Origin of the sequence: Kineococcus sp. G2, from assembly GCF_037154035.1 — a bacterium.
Lineage (GTDB): Bacteria > Actinomycetota > Actinomycetes > Actinomycetales > Kineococcaceae > Kineococcus.
Genome location: NZ_JBBBEM010000093.1, coordinates 1 through 22480, shown reverse-complemented (window position 1 = coordinate 22480; position 22480 = coordinate 1). Strand labels below are relative to the sequence as shown.

Genomic DNA, 22480 nt, shown 5'->3' with positions numbered 1-22480 from the left:
GCGCCACGGACCGCGACGAGGCGGTCCAGCGGTCGGGTGCTCCACCGGTGCTGCGGACCACGCCGGGTCAGGAGCGCTCGAGGCCGTTGGGGCGGGCGGGAACCACGGTGACGGGGACCTCGCCGAGCCGCTGGCCGGCGTCGTGCGCGGGGCGTGGCGACCGGCGCGGGCGCGCGCGCCGCTCCTCGTCCAGCTGCGACTCGAACCGCAGGCCGATGAACAGGGAGCTCAGCGGCACCAGCAGGTAGAGCACCTGCGGCTGCAGGAGGGCCCCGGTGAGGAAGGCGTTGGCGAACACCCCGCTCCACGCCAGGGTGGGTGCGGGTGCGCGCGCCACGAGCGCCAGCGCCACGAACGCGCCGAACAGCACCGCGCCGACGACCCCGTACTCCAGCAGCAGCTTCGCCACTCCCGAGAAGTTGATGGGTAGCCCGGTGGCCCGGAAGATGCGGTCGGCCAGCTCGTCGGCGCGGCCGGCGCCGTCACCGATGAGCACCGAGAACGGGTCCGCCCCCCACGTATCCACGATGCGCTGGTAGGGCTGCACGAAGCGCAGGCTGCCGCTGGAGTTCGTCTGCGACGTCTCGCCCATCCGGCTGGCGATGATCTCCCCGAACGGGGTGGCGAGGGCCACCGCGCCGGCCAGCGCGGCGGCCGCGACGATGCGCGCGGTCCAGCGTCCGCCCCGGCGCACGGCGAGCACCGCGATCCCGAACCCCGCGAACAGCAGGCCCGTGCCGGAGATCGTGCACACGAGGGCGATGCCGAGGACGCCTGCGCGCACCGGGCTCGCGCGCCGCACGAGCACGCTGAGGAGGGCCATCGCGAGGAACTGCGCGTACACCGACGGTTCCAGGAAGACGAAGCCGTTGGCCTTGATGATCGGCGAGCCGTACTCGATGGGGTAGGAGGTGTTGTAACCGGTGAACAGCAGCTCGGCGGGCACCAGGTCCAGCACGAAGTCCCGGTAGCTCCAGACCCCCGCGGCCTGTGCGGCGGTCTGCAGCACGCCGATCGCGGCGAAGGCGACCATGATCTTCTCGAACCGGTCCAGGACCCGCGGGTAGAGGTGGAACCTCGCCGGGTGCAGGCGGAAGCAGAACACCACCCAGATCACCGGCAGGTAGACCAGGGAGGTGATGTTCCCGGTGCGGTCGCGCAGCAGGACGATCCCCGCCACCAGGAAGCACACGGCCATCGCCGCGGCGAACACGCGGGTCGCGCCGGAGTTCTCCACGGCGTCGCCGTGGAAGAGCAGGTAGCCGATGCCGCCGAGGGCCACCAGGACGCTCACCGACAACTGCACCGGGCCGAGCGGCAGGCCGAAGCGCTGCAGGACGGTGATGGAGATCAGCAGGGCCGTGACGACCGCCATGACGCGGCGGTCGGCGATCGAGCTGGCCGTCGGCCCCGCGGACCGGGGTCGCGCCGAGGGCGGCGGGGACTGCGGGGCCGTCGTCACGCGCGTTCTCCCGGTCGGTGGGGGCAGGGGCCGGACGGTGCCGGTGAGGGGCGGTGGGGATCTCGTGAGCGCTCGTCCCGGATTCTCCCCACGGCTCCGGCCGCGTGCCATTGTAGGTCGGCCGGGAACGGCGCCGGGGCTCGTCGGTGGTGATCCACCACCGCCCGTGCGCCCCGGGTGGCGGATTCACCCGTCCGGAGCGCCCGGGGGTTGCGCCGAGCGGGTCACGGCGTCCACGGACGCCTCGTCCGCCCCCGGAGGGGTGTTCCCAGGTGGGATAGTGACGGTTCGACGGCCGCTCCGCGCGGTCGGCCGGGTGGGGGGACTGCCCGGGGGAGCAGGAGGAGTGGCGCGTGGCTGGAGCACCGGTGGGCACGACGGAGCGGAACGGGTCGGGGGCGTGGTCCGCCGTCTTCCGGCACCGCTGGAAGGTCCTCGCGGTCGCCCTGGTGCTGGCGGTCGCCGGCTACTTCGGCGCCGGTGCCCTGCTGTCGCCGAGCTACACGGCCACCGCCACCATCACGCTGAGCAAGGACCGCCCCTTCGACGCGTCGGCCACGGGCAACAGCGCCCTCCAGCTGGGCGACCCCACGCAGTGGGCGGCCCTGCAGGCGGCGGTGGTGGACACCGGCGAGGTGCTCGACCTCGCCACCACGCCGCTGACCACGGCGGACGGGCGCACGGTGACCGTGCCCGCCGCGGAGGCGGACGACTTCCGGGCCGGGCTGACGATCGAGGCGAGCACCGACACCAACCAGATCACGGTCACGGCCACGGCCGGCACGGCCGAGGACGCCGCGCTGGTCGCCGACGCGGTGGCCCACGCCTACCGGACGTACTCGCAGAACGCGGTGACGGCGGCGCGCGACGCCGCCCTGGCCAACGTGGCCGACGGCGACACCGACCAGGTCCAGCAGATCAACATCGCCGCGACCAGCTACGGCTCGGGCGTGCTCAACATCGACGAGGCGGAGGTCCCCGAGGCGGCGTCCCCGCCGTACGCGTGGCAGGTGGGGTTCGTGTCGGGCGTCGTGGGCCTGCTCGCCGCTGCCGGTGCGGTGGCGTGGGCGGCCCACCTGAAGCAGCGCGTGACCGCCCCGCCGCTGGGCGGGGTCGCGGAACTGGCCCGCTGGGGTTCTGTCCCCTCGGTGCGTGCGCTGGCGGACCCGCAGAGCGCGCCGAGCCGCAGCGCGGCCGTGGTGCTGGTGGGCCTGCAGCACCTGGGGCACCTGCGCACCCCGCGGCTGGAGATCAGCAGCGTGCTCGTGACCGCGGCCTCGGGCAGCTCGGGGAGCCTGGCGGCGGGACTGGCGGCTTCGGCCGCGCGTGCCGGGCGCCGCGTCGTCCTGATCGACGCGGACGAGAGCGGCAGCGGGCTGGAGCGCCACGGGGCTCCCGTGAGCGCGGCGGCGGGCCCCACCCCGGCGCGGGTGCGCATCGACGAGATCCGCCCCTGGAGCATCGGTGGCGGCGCGGTGGTCGGTGTGCTGCCGCTCGACACCCGTTCGGTGCAGCCCCACGTCGTCGGCCTGGGCGTGCGCCACCTCGTGGAGGCGGGCTACCTGGTGATCTTCGTGGGCGGTTCGATCGCGACGAGCCCCGTCACGTTCGCGGTGGCCGGCGAGGTGGACGCCGTCCTGGTGCAGGTCGAGGCCGACCCGCGCGCCGAGGTCGTCAGCAAGACGCTCGCGCAGCTGTCCATCGCGGCTCCCGCCGTCGTCGCGCAGGTCGTCGTGGACGGTGCCTCCGGCTCCGGCGGCGAGGTGCACCGCGTGGAGCCGCGGGTGCGCCCGGTCGTCAGCGGTTCGCAGCCCGACGAGGTCGGGGCCGGCCGCCGGGGCTGACCGGCCCGCCGGTGCTTCCGGCGGGTGCGGCAGCCGGGACCCGCAGCGCTCGACGGGGAGCGCTGCGGGTCCTCACGCGTCCGGGCCGGTGTGGGCGGCGGCGATGTCCTCCCACGGGCCGGGGGCGATCCAGCCCTCCTCCATGTGGGTGGCCAGTGCGGGCTCGGCGCCCAGCATCCGCCGCCGCCGCGAGGGGCGGCGCAGCGAACGCAGGTCCACGGCGGTGCGCATGACGGTGAGGTAGGCCCCGCGGGCGGCGCTCCTCCAGGCGGGCGTGCCCGGCGCGGGAGGGTGGTGCCGCACGATGTCGTGCACGCCGAAGCGCGGCTTGCCCTGCAGCGTCAGGCACGTCGAGTGGTCGAAGTCGCCGCCCGACAGCGCGCACAGCAGCATCAGGCGCTCGTCCTGGCGCAGGGCGGCGACGCGCACCGCGAACGTGCTCGTCGTGGACCCCACGGGCGCCCACCGGGTGGGCGTGCCGTCGTCGGGGACCTGCTGGCCGTAGGGAGCGAAGTAGTCCACGTCGGCGTGGCGGGTGTCGCGGGCGGCGTCCACGAGGGCGACGAGGGCTTCGGGGCGCCACATGTAGTCGTCCTCGGCGAGCAGGACGAGGTCGTCGGCCGCCCAGCCGCGGCGCCTGGCCAGCGCCAGCCCCTGCAGGTAGCTGCGCCGGTTGGAGCCACCTCGAATCGTCAGGGGCTCACCCCAGCGCTCCATGACGTCCAGCCGCTGCGGGGGGACGGGGCCGTCGTTGAGGAAGACCACGTCGGGTCCTGCGTCGGGGCGCTGCTCGCTCAGGACCTGCACCGCCCGGCAGAAGGACCGGAGGCCGGCGAGCTTGCTGTACCAGGCGGGTCGGCCCTTGCTGTTCTCGCCGCCGTGGGAGCGGTACACGACGTGCAGCTGAGCGGGTCGGGTCACCCGCCGATGCTATCGGGTCACGGGGTTCACCAGGCCCTGACGTGATCGAGGGGATGCACATCGCGCGAGCCCGGGACCGCGTTACGGATTTCTCCGAACCAGTTCCTCAAGGCGCTCCCCGAGCGCCCCGATAGCTGGTGTGTCGCCCCGAGCGGGCAAGCCCGGTTCCGCCGATCCCCCCTCCGCGGTGGGACCCCGACCGATCAGCGAGGTCGATCCTCCCCATGAGCACCGTCTCCAGGTTCCTCCTGTCCGCAGTCGCCGTCGCCACCGTCGCGAGCGGTTTCTCCGCCGTCACCGCCACCCCGGCCGAGGCTGCCGGCTTGACCATCCGCCAGGGCACCGGCAAGACCGACTACACCGACCCGTCGGGCGGTGTCTGGAAGGCCGACAGCGGCTTCTCCGGTGGCTACCAGGTGTCCGGCGTCACCGAGGGCGCCATCGAGGGCACCGAGGCCGACCCGCTCTACCGCAACGAGCACTGGGGCATGAAGAGCTGGACCGCGAAGGTGCCGAACGGCAGCTACGAGGTCACCCTCAAGCTCGCGGAGACGTACTTCGGCTCGCGCAACACCCGGGTGTTCTCCGTCAGCGCCGAGGGCCGGCCGGTCGTCACGAACCTCGACATCTTCGCCGAGGTCGGCAAGAACGTCGCTCTGGACAAGAAGTTCGTCGTCCAGGTCGCCGACGGCTCCCTGGACCTGGGGTTCTCCGCGACCCGCAACAACGCGAAGGTCGACGCGATCCTGGTGCGCTCCACCACGACGGGGGGCGGCACCGTGAGCGCGCGACCGCGCCCGACGAGCCCCACCCCCCGGATCCCCGTGACGTCGGCGCCCACCACCGCGCCCACCACCGCCCCGAGCGCCCCGGTGTCCTCCGCGCCGGTCTCCTCCGGTGACTGGAAGTCCGGTGCCTCCGGTGTCGGTGCGGCCTCCGGCGGGTTCGGCGCCTGGCGCGGCAGCGAGCTCGAGGTCTCCGCCACCTGGTCGGACAACAACACCGCGGCCGCGAACTTCTGGCAGCTCGACAAGGGCGCGGAGTTCGGGGCCTGGAACAAGGACCTCGACATCGCGGTGGGTGCCTTCGACCGCGGCGAGTCCTGGGCGGGCGCCGCCCGGGGTGCCTACGACGCGCGCTGGCGCGCCTCGCTGACCACGCTGAAGAACAAGTGGGGTTCGCGCCCCGGGACCGTCTACATCCGGTTCGCGCACGAGATGAACGGCAACTGGTACCCGTGGTCGGTGAACTCCGGCAACCACCAGGACTTCATCACCGCCTGGAAGCGCTACCGCGCCGTCCAGAAGGAGGTCTTCCCCGCCTCCAAGCTGGTCTTCAACGTGAACCGCGAGTCTGTCGGCAACGGCGTGGACTGGCGGAAGACGTTCCCGGGGGCGCAGTACGTGGACGTCATGGGCGTCGACTACTACAACCAGTACCCGTACGCGGGTGACGCCGCGACGTTCGCCTCGGCGATCCAGCAGGTGGACCGCTACGGTGCGCCCAAGGGGCTGGCCAAGCACCTGGAGTTCGCCGGGAGCGTCGGCCTGCCGCTGTCCGTCTCGGAGTGGTCCGGCAACGCCGACAACGGCGACTCGCCGGCCTTCGTCCAGGGCATGCACGACTTCTTCGAGGCCCACGGCGGCACCGGTGCCGGGAAGTTCCTCTACGAGGTGCAGTTCAACGTCGACCGGGACGGCAAGCGCTGGCTGCTGAGCGAGGGCACCCGGATGCCCCGGTCGGCGGCGAAGTACCGCGAGCTGTTCTGACGGCCACCCGCCGGCCGCCCCGCCGGGGTGGCCGGCGGGTCGCGGGGCGGGAACCGGTGGCCGGTTCCCGCCCTGCGGCGTTCGTGACGCGCAGTGACAAACCGATTCCTGACAGTCGTGCTCGTGGCTGCCGGTGGCGCCCGGAAGTCGCCACGTGTCGTAATCGGGTGAGTACTGTCCTGCACGGTTCCGCCCCGTTAGACTCCTGTGCACCGCGCCGGACGGTCCAGGGGGAGGAGCGACCGGCGTCGGCTCGCAGCGCGCGCAGGTCACACCGGGGGGAACTCGAATGTCGCTCAAGCGGTCCGCACTGGCACTCGCGCTCGGCGCGTCAGCCGCCGTCGGCCACGTCGTCTACCCGCTGGCCGTGCACGCGGCCGCGCGCCGGCGGGAGGCCGTCGAGGTCCCCGCACCGCCCGAGTGGCCGGCGGTGACGGTCCTGGTGCCCGCGTACCTCGAAGAGGGCGTCATCGCCGCGAAGGTGGACAACGTCCGCAAGAACGGCTACCAGGGCGAGCTGGAGGTCCTCGTCGTCGCCGACGGCGACCCCGGTACGGCCGCCGTCGCCGAGTCCGTCGGCGCGCGGGTGCTCCTGCTGCCCGAGCGGCGCGGCAAGTCCCAGGCGCTCAACGCCGGTGTCGCCGCCGCCGCCCACGACGTCGTCGTCATCAGCGACGCGAACTCCGAGCTGGAGTACGACGCCATCGGCTACCTCGTCTCCGCGCTGCTGACCCCGGGGACCGGTGCCGTCGCCGGCGAGAAGCTGGAGGGCGAGGGCGGTGAGCTCGCCTACTGGCGCTTCGAGAGCTGGGTCAAGCGCAACGAGGCCAGGCTGGGCACCACCCTCGGCCTGGACGGCGGGCTGTGCGCCGTGCGGCGCGAAGCGTGGGTGCCCATCCCCGCCGACATCTCCAACGACGACTTCTGGATCGCGCTGGACCTCATGGAGCGCGGCTGGGCCGTCGCCTACGAACCGCGCGCGCTCATGCGCGAACCCTCCATCGGTGCGTTCGAGCTGTCCTGGGAGCGCAAGACCCGCGTGCTGGGCGGTGGCCTGTGGGTGATGTGGCGCAAGCGCCGGCTGCTCCACCCCCGTGCCGGTCTGGTCAGCGCCGAGCTGTGGGGCCACAAGCTGTGGCGGTCCACCGCCGGGCCGCTCAGCCACCTCGCCCTGCTCGGCGTCGCGGCGTCCAGCGCGCACCGCAGCCGCACCGCCCGGGTCTTCCTCGCCGGGCACGCCGTCGCCGCCGGCGCGCTGCTGGCCCAGGAGAAGGGCCGCACCGTGCCGCTGCCGGGCCGCGTCGCCGCCCAGGTGCTCTACCTGCAGCTCGTCGCGTTCGGGGGGATGCGCCGCTGCCTGCGCGGTGACCGGGTGCTCCGCTGGGACAAGCCCGCCCGCTGAACCCGCGGGCCGGGCCCGCTCACCGGATCGGTGCCCGGCCCCGCTCGGGGCCGTCGATGACCACCCGGCCCGCCACGCTCGCGCGCCCGGTCGTCACGCCCTTCACGTACGCCCAGTGCTGGCTCGCCAGGTCGCGCTGCCGGGTCGCGGTGCGCTGGGCGGCCCGCACGGCGTACCCCGCTGCCAGGGCCGTCGTGAGCAGCCGGTGCCCCGCCGGCCCGTGGTCGCGCGCCAGGTAGCGCGACATCGCCGCGCCCCGCAGCCGCAGCATCTCCAGCGACGGTGCACCGGAGCCGCCCGCCGCGTGCGGCACGAGCACGTCCGTGCGCAGCTTCTCGTGCATCCCCGCGGCCCGCGCCGCGCGGCCGTAGGCCATGTCCTCGTTGTAGACGTAGAACGCCTCGTCGAACCCGCCCAGCTCCAGGAACGTGCTGCGCCGCACCGCCATGCACGCCCCCGTCGTCCAGTCCACGCGGATCCGCTCGCCGGGCCGCGGCCGGGCGTACAGGCCCGCGCGCGGCAGCACCTTGTGCAGGCCCGTCGAGTGCACGAGGGCGCGGCGCACGGTGGGTTCCCACCCGCCGACGCCCAGTTCCACGCGGCCGTCGGTGCCGACCATCGTGGCCGCGCTCGCCGCGCACAGCGGGTCGCCCGCCACGTCGTCCAGCAGCGGGGCCAGGTGCTCGGCGGTGGGGCGCGAGTCCGGGTTGCCGAAGACGAGGAACTCGTGCGTGGAGCTGCGCGCGCCCATGTTCGCCGCGCGGGCGAAGCCCTTGCCGCCGCCGGAGTCCACGTAGCGCCCGTTCGGCCGGCTCTCGACGACCTCGCGGACGCCGTCGGAGTTCTGCGCGTTGTCGACGACGACCACGGGCAGGTCCTCGTCGAAGCCCGCCAGCAGTTCACGGATCTGGTGGGCGCTGCGGTAGCTCACCAGGACGAGCTCGACGTCGCGGGTGGTGCTGGGCGGTGCGCCGACCGCACCCCCCGCCGCGCTCCTCACCACGTCGTCCACCGCGTCGTCCACCGCACCCACGTCCCGTCTTCCGTCGCACGTGCCGGTCCAGCGGACCGGCCGGTCCCGTCCGGCATCATCGCCGACGGCGAGCGCGGGCGACCACCGTTCCGCGCAGGACCTCCGCCGACAGGGTGATCACGGGGCGGATCCGCGCGAGCGCTCCCCGTGCACTCCCGGCCGTCGCCGTGCGCCGGACCGGCCCGGACGGAGCAACCGCCGCGCCGTGACGCCGAACCGGTGACTCCCTGTGTGATTGCGGTCACAACGATGTCCGTGCACGCTGCGGCTCGGTCGCGGTGGGGACCCACGAGGGGCGTGGGCGGCCGCGGCGCAGCCGGTGCCGGCCGGCGTCTCCCGCAGGGGGGCGCCGTCCGGCCGGGAACGGGGGAACCGCATGTGGCAGAGGCTTCCGGGCAGGGCCGTCGGCGGGCTGACGTTGTTGTCGTTCGCCGGGCACGTCCTCTACCCGCTCTACCTGGTCTCGCGCACCGGGTCGCGCCGGGCGGCGGCCCGGGCCGCCCCCGCCGCGTCCCCGGGCGCCGTCGGGGAGCACGGGGACCCGGCGCGGGTGCGCTGGACGTGGGACGACGTCGACGTCCTCGTGCCCGCCTTCGGCGAGGCCGGCGTGCTCGCCGGCACGGTGGAGCACCTGGCCGCCGCCGGCGTCCCGCGCGAGCGCGTCACCGTCGTCGTCGACGAGGACGAGGCGACCCGGGACGCGGCGCTGCGCCTCGGCTGCCGCGTCGACCACGCGCCCGAGCGCCGCGGCAAGGCCGCCGCGGTGAACCGCGGCGTCGCGGGCGCGCGCTCCGGCGTGGTCGTGCTGCTGGACGCCAACGCCCGCGTCGACGGTCTGGAGGCGCTCGTCGACCGCGTCGTCACCGGGGACCTGGACCTCGCCTCCGGGGTGCGCGCCGAGTCCGGTGCCGAGGACGAGTCGCTCTACTGGCGCTACGAGAACTGGATCAAGCGGGCTGAGGCGTGGCTGGGCGGTTCCCTCGCCCTGGTCGGCGAGGCGGTCGCCCTGCGCCGCGACGCGTTCGGCCCCATCCCGGCCGGTGTCCACAACGACGACCTCTACCTGGCGTTCGACTTCGCCCGCCGCGGGCTGCGGGTCGGCGTCGAGCCCGGCTGCGTGGCCGTGGAGGACTCCGCCCCGCGCGCCGACCAGCTCGAGCGCCGCGTGCGCATCATGAGCGGGCAGCTGCGCCTGTTCTGGGAGTTCCGCGCCAGCTTCGTCTCCGGCGACGAGCGGTTCACCCGGTTCGCCCTGCACAAGGTGTGGCGGTCCACGGTGGGCCCCGCCGCGCAGCTGACGCTGACCGCGGTGTGCGCGGCCCGGCCCCGCAACCCCTGGAACCGCGCGTTCCTGGCCGCGGAGGCGCTGTCGGTGGCGGCCTACCTCACCGGGGACCGTCTGGGGGGTCCTGCCGCCGCCCCGCTGCGCCTCCTGGGGCAAGCTGTCGGCATGCCTGTGACCGTCTTCTGCCTCGCGCTGCCCCGTGCCCTGCGCCGTCCCACCAGCGGTGCGTGGAAGAAGCGCAGCCGGTGAGCGCGCCGGTGCGCCGACGCGCGTGGGTGGTGCTCAAGCAGCTGCCCGCCCGGACCGACTCGGGGGGCCGGCAGCGCTCGCGCGCGGTGCTGGACGCCTACGCGGCGGTGTTCGACGAGGTGCAGGTCGTGGGCTTCGACACCTGGCCGGCGTGGCGCGAGGACCTGCCCGGGCACGTCACCGTGCACGAGGTCCCCGCGCCGTCGCCCACCCCGGGCGCGGTGCTGCGCGGTTCCGTCTTCGCCGGCAAGTGGTTCTCCGCGCGCATCCGGGACCTGCTCGCGGCGCAGGTGCGCCCGGGCGACGTCGTGCACGTGGACTTCCCGCAGATGGCGGTGAACGTCCCCGCGGGGGTGCCCGTCGACGTGCTCGACCTGCACAACGTGGAGGCGGACCTGCTGCGGCGCCGGCTGCGCACCGAGCACCGGCTGCTGGGGCGTCTCCTGGCGCCGGAGGTGGCCCGGTTCGCGCGCTTCGAGCTGGCCAGCGCCCGCCGCGCGCGGGTCGTGACGGCCTGCAGCCGCCGCGACCAGGAGGTGCTCGCCGCGGCGGGGATCGCCTCGACGTTCGTGCCCAACGGCGTGACCGTCTCCGCGGCGGGGGCGACCGAGCCGCCGCGCACCGGGCGGGCGCTGTTCGTCGGTGCGATGGACTACGGCCCGAACAAGCAGGCGCTGCGCTGGTTCCTGGACGAGGTGTGGCCGCTGGTCCTGCAGCGGGTGCCGGGGGCGCGGTTCGCGGCGGTCGGGCGCGGGCTGGCCGGCAGCCACCCGCGCCCGTCGGGCGAACCGGACGGCGTGGAGTTCCACTCCGACGTGGCGTCGGTGGACCCCTTCTACGAGCAGGCCGACGTGTGCGTGGTGCCGCTGCTGTCCGGCGGCGGCACGAAGATCAAGCTGGTGGAGGCGCTCTCGCGCGGCCGGGCCGTGGTGACCACCTCGCTGGGCCTGGAGGGACTGGAGGAGCACCGCGAGGTCCTGCGCGTGGCGGACGGTGCGCCGGCGTTCGCGGACGCTCTGGCGAGCCTGCTCGCGGACCCCGAGGAGTCGGCGCGGCTCGGCGCGGTGGCCGCGCAGGCGGCCCGGTCCTTCTCGTGGGAGAGCGCCATGACTCCTCTGCGTGACTTGCTCACCTCTATGCGTAATCGCTGAGGGGCAGACGGGCGGCTTCTGCGTCGAACGTCGGAATCTCACGCTCCGTGTTCGAGGCCCTGTAGTAGCCTTCCCAGCGCACCGGACGACGGTGGCAGCGCGGTTCGTGGGGGGTCGCGCCGTCGCCGCTACGGGCCTCGGTCGCAGAACCGGGCCGATCGTGCAACCCCCACTCCGCCGTGCGCACCCGCACGCCTCGACACGCCTCGACACCGAGTGAGGGAATGGCCGATGAGCCCGTCCGACACGCAGACCCCCGTCTCCGAGATCCCCGTCGTCATCCTCTGCGGGGGCATGGGCACCCGGCTGCGCGAGGCCAGCGAGAAGCTGCCCAAGCCGCTGGTGGACATCGGCGGCCGGCCGATCCTCTGGCACATCATGAAGCTCTACTCGGCCCACGGCTTCCGAAAGTTCGTGCTGTGCCTGGGCTACAAGAGCGACATGATCAAGCGGTACTTCCTGGACTACCGGATCAACGCGGGCGACTTCACGCTGAACCTCTCCTCGCAGGACGCCCCGACCTACCACACCAACGGTGTGCAGGAGGACTGGGAGATCACGTTCGTCGAGACCGGCCTGACCACCGCGACCGCGGCCCGCATCAAGCGCGTCGAGCAGCACCTGACCGCCGACAAGTTCCTCCTCACCTACGGCGACGGCCTCGGTGACGTCGACATCGCCAAGTCCCTGCGCGACCACGAGGCCGGCGGCCGCCTGGCCACCGTCACCGCGGTGCACCCGAGCTCGCGCTACGGCGAGATGCACGTCACGGGCGACACCGTCACCGAGTTCAACGAGAAGCCGACCCTGGCGGACGGCTGGGTCAACGGCGGCTTCTTCGTCTTCGACCGCGCCTTCGCGGACAAGTACCTCGAGGACGACCCCGACATGATGCTCGAGCAGAAGCCGCTGCAGACCGTGGCCCGCGACGGCCAGCTCACGGTCTCCCAGCACGAGGGCTACTGGCTGGGCATGGACACCTTCCGCGAGTGGACCGAGTTCAACAAGCTCTGGGACTCCGGCAAGGCCCCGTGGAAGATCTGGGAAGACTGAGAAACCCCCTAGGAACCGGAGAACCGCAGTGAAGATCGTCGTCACCGGGACCGAGGGCTACCTCGGCTGCCTGCTCGCCCCCACCCTGCTCGAGGCCGGCCACTCCGTGCTCGGCATCGACACCGGTTACTACAAGCAGGGCTGGCTCTACAACGGCGTCACCGCCTCGGTCGAGACGCTCGCCAAGGACATCCGCCACATCACCGCCGACGACCTGCGCGGCGCCGACGCGGTCGTGCACATGGCGGAGCTCTCGAACGACCCCCTGGGCGAGCTCATCCCGGACGTCACCTACGTCGTCAACCACAAGGGCTCGGTCCGCCTGGCGGAGATGGCCAAGGCCGCGGGCGTCTCCCGCTTCGTCTACATGAGCTCCTGCTCGGTGTACGGCGTCGCCGACGACACCGTCGACGAAACCTCCCCGGTCAACCCGCAGACCGCGTACGCCGAGTGCAAGGTCATGGTCGAGCGCGACCTGTCCCCGCTCGCGGACGACGACTTCTCCCCGACGTACATGCGCAACGCGACCGCCTACGGCGCCTCGCCGCGCCAGCGCTTCGACATCGTGCTGAACAACCTCGCCGGCCTGGCGTTCACCACCGGCAAGATCGCCATGACCTCCGACGGCTCGCCCTGGCGGCCGCTGGTGCACGGCCTGGACATCGCCAAGTCGATCCGCGCCGTCCTGGACGCCCCCCGCGAGGCGATCCACGACCAGGTCTTCAACGTGGGCGACTCCCAGCAGGTCTACCGCGTCCGCGAGATCGCCGAGGCCGTCGGCCGCGCGCTGCCCGAGGCCGAGATCACCTTCGGCGAGAGCAACGGCGACAACCGCAGCTACAAGGTGAACTTCGACAAGATCCACTCGACGCTGCCCGGCTTCTCCTGCGACTGGGACGCCGACAAGGGCGCCGCCCAGCTCGTCGAGGTCTTCAAGGCCATCGACCTGGACGAGGAGACCTTCAAGGGCCGCGGCCACACCCGGCTCAAGCAGCTCGAGCACCTCATCAGGACGGGGCAGCTCGATGCGGAGCTGTTCTGGAACTACCAGCCGACCAGCGGGATCGCCCAGTGAAGATCACCACGACCGACATCGAGGGCGTCGCCATCGTCGACCTCGAGGAGCGCGCCGACGAGCGCGGGTTCTTCGCCCGCACCTTCTGCCGCGACGAGTTCGAGGCCGCCGGGCTGGTCCCGGCCGTCGAGCAGTGCAACCTGTCGTACAACCACCTCGCCGGCACGCTGCGCGGCATGCACACCCAGGTCGACCCGGCCCCGGAGGCGAAGCTGGTGCGCTGCACCGCCGGCGCGATCCAGGACGTCATCGTCGACCTGCGCGAGGGTTCGCCCACGTACCTCGAGCACGTGGCCGTGGAGCTGACCGCGCAGAACCGCCGCGCGCTGTACGTCCCGCCGTACTTCGCGCACGGGTACCTCACGCTGACCGACGGCGCCGAGGTCGTGTACCAGGTCAGCCAGAAGTACACCCCGGGCACCGAGCGCGGCCTGCGCTACGACGACCCGGACCTGGCCCTGCCGTGGGCCCGCGACGTCGCCGTCATCAGCGACAAGGACAAGTCCTGGACGCTGCTGGCCGACGGGGCGGTGCTGTCGTGATCATCGTCGACAACGCCCTGAAGCAGCGCCAGGCCGAGGGCCGCCCGATCCGCGTCGCCCTCGTCGGCGCCGGGTTCATGGGCCGCGGCGTGGTGAACCAGGTCGTGAACTCCGTGCCCGGCATGGACCTCGTCGCCATCGCCAACCGCACCGTGTCCAAGGCGCGCGACGCCTACGAGCAGGCCGGGCTGACCGGCGTGGTCGAGGCCGACGACGCCGCCGCCGTGGACAAGGCGATCTCCGCCGGCACGCCCGTGGTCTCCGCCTCGTACGAGGCGGTCGTCGACGCCGGCCAGGTCGAGGCCGTCATCGAGGCCACCGGCAACACCGAGTACGGCGCCCACGTCGTCGTGCGCGCCATCGAGTCCGGCAAGCACGTCGTGCTGCTCAACGCCGAGGTCGACGGCACCGCCGGCCTGGCGCTGCGCAAGCGCGCCGAGAAGGCCGGCGTCGTCTACACCGGCGCCGACGGCGACCAGCCCGGCGTGCAGATGAACCTGCTGCGGTTCGTGCGCTCCATCGGCGTCACCCCGCTCGTGGCCGGCAACATCAAGGGCCTGCAGGACGAGTACCGCAACCCCACCACCCAGGAGGGGTTCGCGAAGAAGTGGGGCCAGGACCCGTACATGGTGACGAGCTTCGCCGACGGCACCAAGGTGTCGTTCGAGCAGGCCCTCGTCGCCAACGCGGCCGGGTTCACCGTGGAGGAGCGCGGCATGCGCGGCGCCGACCACCACGGCCACGTCGACGAGCTCACCGCGAAGTACGACGTGGACCAGCTCAAGGAGCTCGGCGGCGTCGTGGACTACGTCGTCGGTGCCAAGCCGGGCCCGGGCGTGTACGTCCTGGGCACCCACGACGACCCCAAGCAGCAGCACTACCTCAACCTGTACAAGCTGGGCGAGGGACCGCTGTACTCCTTCTACACGCCGTACCACCTGTGCCACTTCGAGGTCCCCCTCACCGTGGCGCGCGCGGTGCTGTTCCGCGACGCGGCGATCGTGCCCGGCGACACCGTCACCGTCGAGGTCGTCACCACCGCCAAGACCGACCTCTCGGCAGGCAGGACGATCGACCGCCTCGGCGGGTACGACACCTTCGGCGTGGCCGAGCGCTACGACGTCACGAAGGCGCAGAACCTGCTGCCGATGGGCGTCGCCGAGGGCTGCGTCCTCAAGCGCGACGTGAAGAAGGACGAGGTCCTCACCTACGACGACGTCGTCCTGCCCGAGGGTCGCCTCATCGACGCCCTGCGCGCCGAGCAGGCGGCGATCCTCGCCGACTGAGGCAGGCGCAGCCGCAGCCCGCGGTGATCAAGGAATGAGCCACGGCGCCCCGTCCGCGAACCGAGTGGTTCGCGGGAACGGCGCTGTGGCTCTTCCTTGATCACCGCGGGCTGTCGGCGTTCCGGGACCCTCGCCGCGTTAGGGTTCCGCGGTGAACTCCGCCGGGCGCCTGGACGTCGCCGTCGTCGGCGCCGGCCGCGTCGGCCCGGTGCTCGGCGCCGCGCTGCGCGCCGCCGGGCACCGCGTCACCGGGATCGCCGCCCGGACCCGCACCGCCGCCGAGCGCGTCGAGGCGCTGCTGCCCGGGGTGCCGTGGATCGAGCCGGCGGAGGCGTTCACCGCCGACCTCGTCGTCCTCGCCGTGCCCGACGACGTCCTCGCCCCGCTGGTCGCGGACCTCGCGCCCCGCGCCCGGCCGGGGCAGCTCGTCGCCCACACGTGCGGCCTGCACGGCACCGCGGTCCTGGAACCGCTGACCGCCGCCGGCGCGATGCCCGCCGCCCTGCACCCGGCGATGACCTTCACCGGCACCTCGCTGGACCTGGGCCGCCTGCGCGGCGCCGTCGTCGCCGTCACCGTGCCGCCGCTGCTGCTGCCGATCGCCGACGCCCTCGTGCGCGAGTGGGGCGCCGTCCCCGTGCCCGTCGCGGAGGAGGACCGGCCCGTCTACCACGCGGCCCTCGCGCACGGCGCGAACCACCTCGTCACCCTCGTCGCGCAGGCGCTGGCCGCCGCCCGCGAGGCCGTCGGCGACGCCGCGCCCGACGTGCTGCGCCCGCTGCTGTCCGCGGCCCTCGACAACGCGCTGGACGCCGGGGACGCGGCCCTGACCGGGCCCGTCGCGCGCGGGGACGCCGGCACCGTCGCCGCGCACCTGCGGGTGCTCGCCGAACGCGCCGGCCGGGGCACCGCCGACACGTACGCGCAGCTCGCCCTCGTCGCCGCCGACCGCGCCGCCGCCGCCGGGCGCCTGCCCGCGCCGGTCGCGGACCGGGTGGCCGGCGCGGCGCGGGAGGCTCTCGAGGAGTCCCGGGCGGGCAGCGCCCGGCGAGGTGAGGAGCAGCAGGACCGTGGGTGAACTTCTCGTCGCGCGCACCCGGGCGGAGCTGAGCGCCGCCCGTTCGCAGCTGGAGGGGCCCGTCGCGGTCGTCATGACGATGGGTGCGCTGCACGCCGGGCACGCGCGGCTGATCGAGCGGGCCCGAGCCCGCGCCGCCTCCGTCGTGGTGACGATCTTCCTGAACCCGCTGCAGTTCGGGGCGGGGGAGGACCTGGCCCGCTACCCGCGCACCCTCGACGCGGACCTGGAACTGGCCGCCGCGCACGGCGCGGACCTGGTGTTCGCCCCCACCCCGGACGTCGTCTACCCCGACGGCGAACCCGGGGTGCGGGTCAGCGCCGGGCCGCTCGGCTCCGTGCTGGAGGGTGCCAGCCGCCCCGGCCACTTCGACGGCGTCCTCACCGTCGTCGCCAAGCTGATGCACCTGACGCGCCCGGACCTGGCGCTGTTCGGGCAGAAGGACGCCCAGCAGCTGCTGCTGGTGCGCCGCATGGTGCGCGACCTCGACCTGGGGGTGGAGGTGGTCGCCGTGCCCACCGTCCGCGAACCCGACGGCCTGGCGATGTCCAGCCGGAACCGCTACCTGACCCCCTGCGACCGGGAGGTCGCGCTCGTGCTGCGGCGAGCCCTGGCCGCGGGGGAGGCCGCCGCCGCCGAGGGGCCCAGCGCGGTGCGCCGCGCCGCCCGCGACGTCCTCGTCGCCGAACCCGCCGCCCGCGTGGACTACCTGGCGTTGGTGGACCCGCACGACCTGGCGGACGTGCCCGAGCACCACCGCGGCGAGGCGCTGCTCGCCGTGGCCGCGCGGGTCGGCTCCACCCGCCTCATCGACAACGTCCCCCTCGTCGTCGGCCGCGGCGAGGGCTGAGCGGACAGCGGTGCTGCAGGGGCGCACGAGACGCCCCGTCCCCGGCCACCGACCGGCGGCGTGTCCCGCCACCCCTGCAGCACCGCTGTCCGCTCACGCGGCGAAGGGCGGCCGCCCCGCTGCGAGGACGTCCACCACGGCGTCGATCAGCCACTCCCGCCGGCGCAGCACGTCCTCGTAGGTGAACCGGAGTACCACCCGGCCCTGTCGGGCCAGTTCGACCCCGCGCCGCCGGTCCAGGCGGAACGCCGACCGGGCCGCGTGGAAGGCGTACCCGTCGAGCTCCACGACGAGCCAGCCGCCGACGAGGAGGTCGACGCGCCCGACGTCGTCGTGCGTGACCTGCACCTCCACGAGCAACCCGCGCTCGCGCAGCTCCACGCGGACGACCGACTCCAGCAGGGAGTCGGCGCGCGCGTCGGCGTGCGCCACCAGGCGCACTCGCGGGTCCGTGCCGTGCAGGTGCCCGACGGCTGCGGCCAGGTCGTCGGCGTCGAGGAGCCCCCGGCGCAGCGCGCTGTCGCACACGGCCACGGCCTCCGGCAGCGGGAGGCACCGGGCGCAGTCCAGGACCGCGGTCAGCACGTCCACGACGCGCACGCCCGCGGGCCGCCCTCGCCGGTGCACCACCACGCGCGGGTGCGTCAGGCGGCTGCCCCGCGCGCACCGGATGTGAGGCGTCCCGGGCGGCTCCAGCAGTTCCAGCCCGTGCGCACGGGCCGCCGAGGCGCACGTCAGGGCGCCGTCCACCAGGACGGCGGCGAGGTGGTGCCGTTCGCAGCGGGGCAGGGCGAACACCCCGCGCGCCGGCCGCAGCACCTCACCGCGTTCCACCGCCCGCAGCAGGGCACGACGTGAGACGTGCGTGAGTTCCCCGGTGCGCCCCGCGCCCCCCAGCCGTTCCAGCGCTTGCAGCACGTCCACGTCCCGCAGGGTGGACCGTTCCGTCCGCGAGGCCGCCGCGCCGTCCACAGGTGGACAGCCGTGCTGCAGGCCCTCCGAGTTCCACGGCGTGCCACAGCTCCCGGCGCGGCGCGGCGCCGTCGCGCTGCAGCGCCACTGTCCGGTCCGGGGTGGCCCCGCGCGCGGCTAGCCTTGCCGGGTGAGCGATCAGCAGGGTGGACCGGTGGACGCGGGGGCCGACGAGGAGTTCGAGGACCTGCCCGAGCAGGTGCGGGTCCGCCGCGAGAAGCGCGACCGCATCCTCGCCTCCGGTGGCGAGGCGTACCCGGTGGGCGTGCCCCGCACGCACTCCCTGGCGCAGGTGCGCGAGAGCTGGGCGCACCTGCAGCCCGGTGAGGAGACCGACGACGTCGTCGGCGTCACCGGTCGCGTGGTGTTCCTGCGCGGCACCGGCAAGCTCGTGTTCGCCACCCTGCAGGAGGGGGACGGCACCCGCCTGCAGGCGATGCTGTCCCGCGACGGCGTCGGCGAGGACGCGCTCGCGGGCTGGAAGTCCGACGTGGACCTGGGCGACGTGGTGTTCGTGCGCGGCCGGGTGATCTCCTCCAAGCGCGGGGAGCTGTCGGTGATGGCGGACTCCTGGGCGATGGCCGCCAAGGCGCTGCGACCGCTGCCGGTGCTGCACAAGGAGCTGTCCGAGGAGGCGCGGGTCCGTCAGCGGTACGTGGACCTCATCGTGCGCGAGCAGGCCAGGGAGAACGTGCGCGCCCGCTCGGCGGTGGTGCGCTCGCTGCGCCGCACCCTGGAGGACCGCGGGTTCCTCGAGGTGGAGACGCCGATGCTGCAGACCCTGCACGGCGGTGCCAGCGCCCGCCCGTTCGTGACGCGCTCGAACGCGTTCGACACGGACCTGTACCTGCGCATCGCCCCGGAGCTGTTCCTCAAGCGGTGCGTCGTCGGCGGCATCGAGCGCGTGTTCGAGATCAACCGCAACTTCCGCAACGAGGGCGCCGACTCCACCCACTCGCCGGAGTTCGCGATGCTCGAGGCGTACCAGGCGTGGGGGGACTACGACTCCATCGGGGAGCTGACGCGCACCCTCGTGCAGACCGCCGCGCAGGAGGCGTTCGGCACGCAGGTCGTCACCCTGGCCGACGGCTCCGAGTACGACCTGGGCGGGGAGTGGACCTCCCTGTCGATGTACCCGTCGCTGTCGGCCTCGCTGGGCGAGGAGATCACCCCGGAGACGTCCCGCGAGCACCTCATCGCCGTCGCCGAGCGCCTCGGGATTTCCGTGGACACCGTCCGGTGGACCCACGGAAAGCTCGTCGAGGAGTTGTGGGAGCACCGCGTGGCGGATTCCCTCCAATCCCCGACGTTCGTCCGGGACTTCCCGGTGGAAACGTCCCCGCTGGTGCGCGCGCACCGCGAGACGGCGGGCGTGGTGGAGAAGTGGGACCTGTACGTGCGCGGTTTCGAACTGGCCACCGGCTACTCCGAGCTGGTCGACCCGGTGGTGCAGCGGCAGCGGTTCACCGAGCAGGCGCGCCTGGGGGCCCTCGGTGACGACGAGGCCATGCGCATCGACGAGGACTTCCTGCGCGCCCAGGAGCACGGGATGCCGCCCACGGGCGGCATGGGGATGGGCATCGACCGCCTGCTCATGGCCCTGACGGGCCTGGGCATCCGCGAGACCATCACCTTCCCGCTGGTCAAGCCGCGCTGAGCCCGGACGGGGCGGCGGCGCGGCGGACGTACCCTTGAGCGGTGGACGCCCTCGTCGCGCTGCTGCCGCCCGCCGGCCTGCTCGTGCTCTTCGTGCTGCTGATGCGCTCGATCCTGCACGCCGATCGCCGGGAACGGGCCGCGGCCACCCGGGCGCGCGAGGAGCGCGCCCGGGAAAAGGCCGCCCGTCAGGGCGGCGCTTCCTGACACCGCTTCTCCGCGCCCCTTCTGCGCGCACCGTTCCCCGGAAGCCCGCCGCGCTCGCCGGTCTCCTTCCCGCCTTTTTGACAGGAATCCCGGAAATGCGCCAGACTGCCGCAGGCGGCCGCATTCCTGCGAGGCGCTGAGGATTCGATCCCGAAAGGGTGCTCCGCGATGGCTCAAAGGGTCCAGGTGCTGCTCGTCGACGACATCGACGGCGGTGACGCCGCGGAGACGGTGTCCTTCTCGCTCGACGGCGTGGACTACGAGATCGACCTCTCCGAGGAGCACGCCGGCGCCCTGCGCGAGGCGCTGGCGACGTGGGTGGGCCACGCCCGCAAGGTCAGCGGCCGCTCCGGCGGCGGCTCGCGCCGCTCCGCCCAGCGCGAGCGCGGCGGATCCCGCTCGGGCTCCGGGTCGCAGCCGTCGCGCGACACCGGCGCCGTGCGCACCTGGGCCAAGGAGAACGGCTACACCGTCTCCGACCGCGGCCGCATCTCCGCCGAGGTCGTGCAGGCCTACGACGACGCCCACGCCGGCAGCTGAGCCGGTCGGCGCCCCGTCCCGCGCGGGGCGCCGACCGGCGCCCCCGGGGGCGCCGCCCGGACGACCACGGCCGCGTCCGCCCTCACCGGCGGGCGCGGCCGTCGTCGTGCGGGTGCACCCTGCGCCGGATGCCCCCGCAGCCGGTCGGGGGATGCCCCGCCGCCGCCCGCACCGGCAGGCTCCTGCTCGTACCCGACGCGAGGAGGAAGGGCCAGCTCATGATCGAAGCTGTCGGCCTGCGCAAGGTGTACGGCAAGAAGGTGGCCGTGCACGACCTGAGCTTCACCGTCCGGCCCGGCATCGTCACGGGCTTCCTCGGCCCCAACGGTTCCGGCAAGTCCACCACCATGCGGATGGTCGTCGGCCTCGACCGGCCCACCGCCGGCCACGTCCTCGTCGACGGCAAGCCGTTCGCGCAGCACCACGCCCCGCTCTCCGCGGTCGGGGCGCTGCTGGACGCCAAGGCCGTCCACACCGGCCGCTCGGCCCGCAAGCACCTGCAGGCCATGGCCGCCACCGCCGGCGTCCCGCGCCGCCGCGTGGAGGAGGTCATCGACCTGGTGGGCCTGGGGGAGGTGGCCGGCAAGCGCGCCGGTGGCTTCTCCCTCGGCATGGGGCAGCGCCTCGGCATCGCCTCCGCGCTGCTGGGCGACCCGGCCACCGTCATGTTCGACGAGCCCGTCAACGGCCTGGACCCCGACGGCATCCTGTGGATCCGCAACCTCATGAAGGACCTCGCCGCCGAGGGGCGCGCGGTCTTCGTCTCCTCGCACCTGATGAGCGAGATGGCGCTGACCGCGCAGCACCTCGTCGTCATCGGCCGCGGCCGGCTCATCGCCGACGAGAGCGTGCAGTCCTTCGTGGACCGGGTGCAGCCGCGCGGCGTGGTCGTGCGCACCCCGCAGGTGGCCGAGCTCACCGAGCTGGTGCGCGCGGCAGGCGGCACGCTGCGCCCGATCGGCGACGGCTCCTTCGACGTGCGCGAGCTGACCGCCGAGCGCATCGGCGACGCGGCGGCCGCCCGCGGCATCGCCCTGCACGAGCTGACCACCGTCAAGGCCTCCCTGGAGGAGGCGTTCATGGAGCTGACCGCCGGCGCGGTCGAGTACCAGGCCCACGCCGGCGGCGCGGGAGCGCCGCCGGCCGCCGCCCCCGCCCCGTCCACCGCGGTCCCGTCGGCGCCCGGCGTCGACGCCCGCCCCGCCCGTGAGGAGGTGTCGCGGTGAGCGCGACGACCGAGGTCGAGGGCTTCCCCCAGTACGCCGGCACCCCCTACCGGGTGAGCTTCGGCGGGCTGGTGAGGTCCGAGTGGATCAAGTTCTGGAGCGTGCGCTCCGTCGTGGTGACCGTGGTGGCCGCCGCGGTCGCGATCGTCGGCCTGGGCGTGCTGATCTCCTGGGGCACCGCCAGCACCCTGGCGAACCCGGAGATCGGTCCGCAGATGGCCGCGCAGGGCGTCGACGCCACCGCGATCAGCCTCCAGGGCGCCCAGCTGGCCACCCTGATCGTCGCCGCCGTCGGCGTCATCGTCATCGCCGGGGAGTTCTCCACCGGGATGATCCGCACGACCTTCGTGACCGCCCCCGGCCGGCTGGGCGCCTTCGCCGCCAAGGCGCTCGTCCTGGCGGTGTCCGTCGCGGTGCTGTCCGCCGTCGCCGTGCTCCTCGCCTTCCTCGCCGGCCAGGCCCTCCTGGACCGGGAGGGCGTGGGCGCCTCCCTGGGCGACGACGGGGTGGTGCGGGCCCTCGCCGGCAACGTCGCCATGCTCGTGGGCGTGGCGCTGGCGGGCCTCGGCGTCGGCGCGCTGCTGCGCAACACCGCCGGCGCCATCTCCACCGTGCTGGCCGCGATCTTCGTGGTGCCGCTGCTGCTCATGCTGGTCCCGGAGTCCTGGGGCGGCGACACGATCCGCGAGTACTGGTTCAACAACGCCGTGATGAACGCCACCGCGGTCACCGAGCAGCCGCAGTACCTGGACGTGGTGCCCGGACTGGGCGTCTTCGCCGCCTGGGTCGTGGTCCTGCTGGGCCTGGGGGCGCTGTCCCTGAAGAGCCGGGACGTCTGAGTGACTGTTTCAGATGTCGGTGCTGATGGGCCATGCTGTC

General features: G+C 73.8%; 20 protein-coding genes. 16 read left to right on the top strand and 4 right to left on the bottom strand.

Annotated features, from left to right (window positions below; all coding sequences use genetic code 11):
- Nucleotides 1-67: 67 nt before the first annotated feature.
- Nucleotides 68-1462, bottom strand: a complete 1395-nt coding sequence (locus tag V9U69_RS13560; RefSeq protein ID WP_337062349.1) for a hypothetical protein — start codon at nt 1460-1462, stop codon at nt 68-70.
- Nucleotides 1463-1815: 353 nt separating this feature from the next.
- Here V9U69_RS13560 and V9U69_RS13555 point away from each other — a divergent pair, with 353 nt between their 5' ends.
- Nucleotides 1816-3306, top strand: a complete 1491-nt coding sequence (locus tag V9U69_RS13555; RefSeq protein WP_337062348.1) for a hypothetical protein — start codon at nt 1816-1818, stop codon at nt 3304-3306.
- 72 nt (nt 3307-3378) lie between these two features.
- Here the strand turns inward: V9U69_RS13555 and V9U69_RS13550 are convergent, their stop codons facing one another.
- Nucleotides 3379-4227: a hypothetical protein gene (locus V9U69_RS13550; RefSeq protein ID WP_337062346.1), complete on the bottom strand. Its 849-nt coding sequence runs from the start codon at nt 4225-4227 to the stop codon at nt 3379-3381.
- A 224-nt stretch (nt 4228-4451) separates the two neighbouring features.
- Between V9U69_RS13550 and V9U69_RS13545 the strand changes: the two genes are divergently transcribed.
- Nucleotides 4452-5996 carry a malectin domain-containing carbohydrate-binding protein gene (locus V9U69_RS13545; protein WP_337062345.1) on the top strand — a complete coding sequence of 515 codons (1545 nt, stop codon included), beginning with the start codon at nt 4452-4454 and terminating at the stop codon, nt 5994-5996.
- A gap of 289 nt (nt 5997-6285) precedes the next feature.
- A complete protein-coding gene (locus V9U69_RS13540; protein WP_337062344.1) occupies nt 6286-7398 on the top strand; it encodes a glycosyltransferase in 1113 nt (370 codons plus the stop codon).
- 19 nt (nt 7399-7417) lie between these two features.
- On the opposite strand, the gene V9U69_RS13535 is transcribed toward V9U69_RS13540, so the two are convergent.
- Nucleotides 7418-8422: a glycosyltransferase gene (locus tag V9U69_RS13535; RefSeq protein ID WP_337062343.1), complete on the bottom strand. Its 1005-nt coding sequence runs from the start codon at nt 8420-8422 to the stop codon at nt 7418-7420.
- A 385-nt stretch (nt 8423-8807) separates the two neighbouring features.
- On the opposite strand from V9U69_RS13535, the gene V9U69_RS13530 reads away from it, so the two are divergent.
- From V9U69_RS13530 to panC, 8 genes are all read left to right on the top strand, one after another.
- Nucleotides 8808-9965 carry a glycosyltransferase gene (locus V9U69_RS13530; RefSeq protein WP_337062342.1) on the top strand — a complete coding sequence of 386 codons (1158 nt, stop codon included), beginning with the start codon at nt 8808-8810 and terminating at the stop codon, nt 9963-9965.
- Complete coding sequence (locus V9U69_RS13525; protein ID WP_337062341.1) at nt 9962-11116, top strand: glycosyltransferase family 4 protein; 1155 nt, start codon at nt 9962-9964, stop codon at nt 11114-11116. Before V9U69_RS13530 ends, V9U69_RS13525 begins: the two co-directional genes overlap by 4 nt.
- Before the next feature lie 231 nt (nt 11117-11347).
- Nucleotides 11348-12169 (top strand): glucose-1-phosphate cytidylyltransferase, encoded by an 822-nt coding sequence (gene rfbF, locus V9U69_RS13520; protein WP_337062340.1) that lies wholly within the window; start codon nt 11348-11350, stop codon nt 12167-12169.
- Nucleotides 12170-12197: 28 nt separating this feature from the next.
- On the top strand, nt 12198-13244 hold the full coding sequence (locus V9U69_RS13515; RefSeq protein WP_337062339.1) for an NAD-dependent epimerase/dehydratase family protein: 1047 nt from the start codon (nt 12198-12200) through the stop codon (nt 13242-13244).
- Nucleotides 13241-13786, top strand: coding sequence for a dTDP-4-dehydrorhamnose 3,5-epimerase (gene rfbC / locus V9U69_RS13510; RefSeq protein ID WP_337062338.1), 546 nt, complete (start codon nt 13241-13243; stop codon nt 13784-13786). The genes V9U69_RS13515 and rfbC overlap by 4 nt, the downstream gene beginning before the upstream one ends.
- Nucleotides 13783-15072: an NAD(P)H-dependent oxidoreductase gene (locus V9U69_RS13505; RefSeq protein WP_337062337.1), complete on the top strand. Its 1290-nt coding sequence runs from the start codon at nt 13783-13785 to the stop codon at nt 15070-15072. The genes rfbC and V9U69_RS13505 overlap by 4 nt, the downstream gene beginning before the upstream one ends.
- Nucleotides 15073-15223: 151 nt before the next feature.
- Nucleotides 15224-16150: a Rossmann-like and DUF2520 domain-containing protein gene (locus tag V9U69_RS13500; protein ID WP_337062336.1), complete on the top strand. Its 927-nt coding sequence runs from the start codon at nt 15224-15226 to the stop codon at nt 16148-16150.
- Nucleotides 16143-17000 carry a pantoate--beta-alanine ligase gene (gene panC, locus V9U69_RS13495; protein ID WP_337062335.1) on the top strand — a complete coding sequence of 286 codons (858 nt, stop codon included), beginning with the start codon at nt 16143-16145 and terminating at the stop codon, nt 16998-17000. Before V9U69_RS13500 ends, panC begins: the two co-directional genes overlap by 8 nt.
- A gap of 93 nt (nt 17001-17093) precedes the next feature.
- On the opposite strand, the gene V9U69_RS13490 is transcribed toward panC, so the two are convergent.
- The gene (locus tag V9U69_RS13490; protein ID WP_337062334.1) at nt 17094-17924 is read right to left on the bottom strand and encodes a type IV toxin-antitoxin system AbiEi family antitoxin domain-containing protein; all 831 of its coding nucleotides are present in this window, start codon (nt 17922-17924) and stop codon (nt 17094-17096) included.
- A 178-nt stretch (nt 17925-18102) separates the two neighbouring features.
- Here V9U69_RS13490 and lysS point away from each other — a divergent pair, with 178 nt between their 5' ends.
- The 5 genes from lysS to V9U69_RS13465 all read left to right on the top strand — a co-directional run bounded on the left by lysS (nt 18103) and on the right by V9U69_RS13465 (nt 22440).
- Nucleotides 18103-19629, top strand: coding sequence for a lysine--tRNA ligase (gene lysS, locus V9U69_RS13485; protein WP_337062333.1), 1527 nt, complete (start codon nt 18103-18105; stop codon nt 19627-19629).
- Nucleotides 19630-19670: 41 nt separating this feature from the next.
- Nucleotides 19671-19835, top strand: a complete 165-nt coding sequence (locus tag V9U69_RS13480; protein WP_337062332.1) for a hypothetical protein — start codon at nt 19671-19673, stop codon at nt 19833-19835.
- Between the two features lie 168 nt (nt 19836-20003).
- Nucleotides 20004-20375: a histone-like nucleoid-structuring protein Lsr2 gene (locus V9U69_RS13475; protein ID WP_337062331.1), complete on the top strand. Its 372-nt coding sequence runs from the start codon at nt 20004-20006 to the stop codon at nt 20373-20375.
- A gap of 218 nt (nt 20376-20593) precedes the next feature.
- Nucleotides 20594-21601, top strand: coding sequence for an ATP-binding cassette domain-containing protein (locus tag V9U69_RS13470; RefSeq protein ID WP_337062330.1), 1008 nt, complete (start codon nt 20594-20596; stop codon nt 21599-21601).
- Nucleotides 21598-22440, top strand: a complete 843-nt coding sequence (locus V9U69_RS13465; RefSeq protein ID WP_337062329.1) for a hypothetical protein — start codon at nt 21598-21600, stop codon at nt 22438-22440. Before V9U69_RS13470 ends, V9U69_RS13465 begins: the two co-directional genes overlap by 4 nt.
- Nucleotides 22441-22480 lie beyond the last annotated feature (40 nt).

Bases quoted from the DNA above. Each gene is read 5' to 3' on its own strand.
- rfbF (WP_337062340.1), top strand. From the start codon at position 11,348: ATGAGCCCGTCCGACACGCAGACCCCCGTCTCCGAGATCCCCGTCGTC.
- V9U69_RS13530 (WP_337062342.1), top strand. From the start codon at position 8,808: ATGTGGCAGAGGCTTCCGGGCAGGGCCGTCGGCGGGCTGACGTTGTTG.
- V9U69_RS13470 (WP_337062330.1), top strand. From the start codon at position 20,594: ATGATCGAAGCTGTCGGCCTGCGCAAGGTGTACGGCAAGAAGGTGGCC.
- V9U69_RS13540 (WP_337062344.1), top strand. From the start codon at position 6,286: ATGTCGCTCAAGCGGTCCGCACTGGCACTCGCGCTCGGCGCGTCAGCC.
- V9U69_RS13545 (WP_337062345.1), top strand. From the start codon at position 4,452: ATGAGCACCGTCTCCAGGTTCCTCCTGTCCGCAGTCGCCGTCGCCACC.
- V9U69_RS13475 (WP_337062331.1), top strand. From the start codon at position 20,004: ATGGCTCAAAGGGTCCAGGTGCTGCTCGTCGACGACATCGACGGCGGT.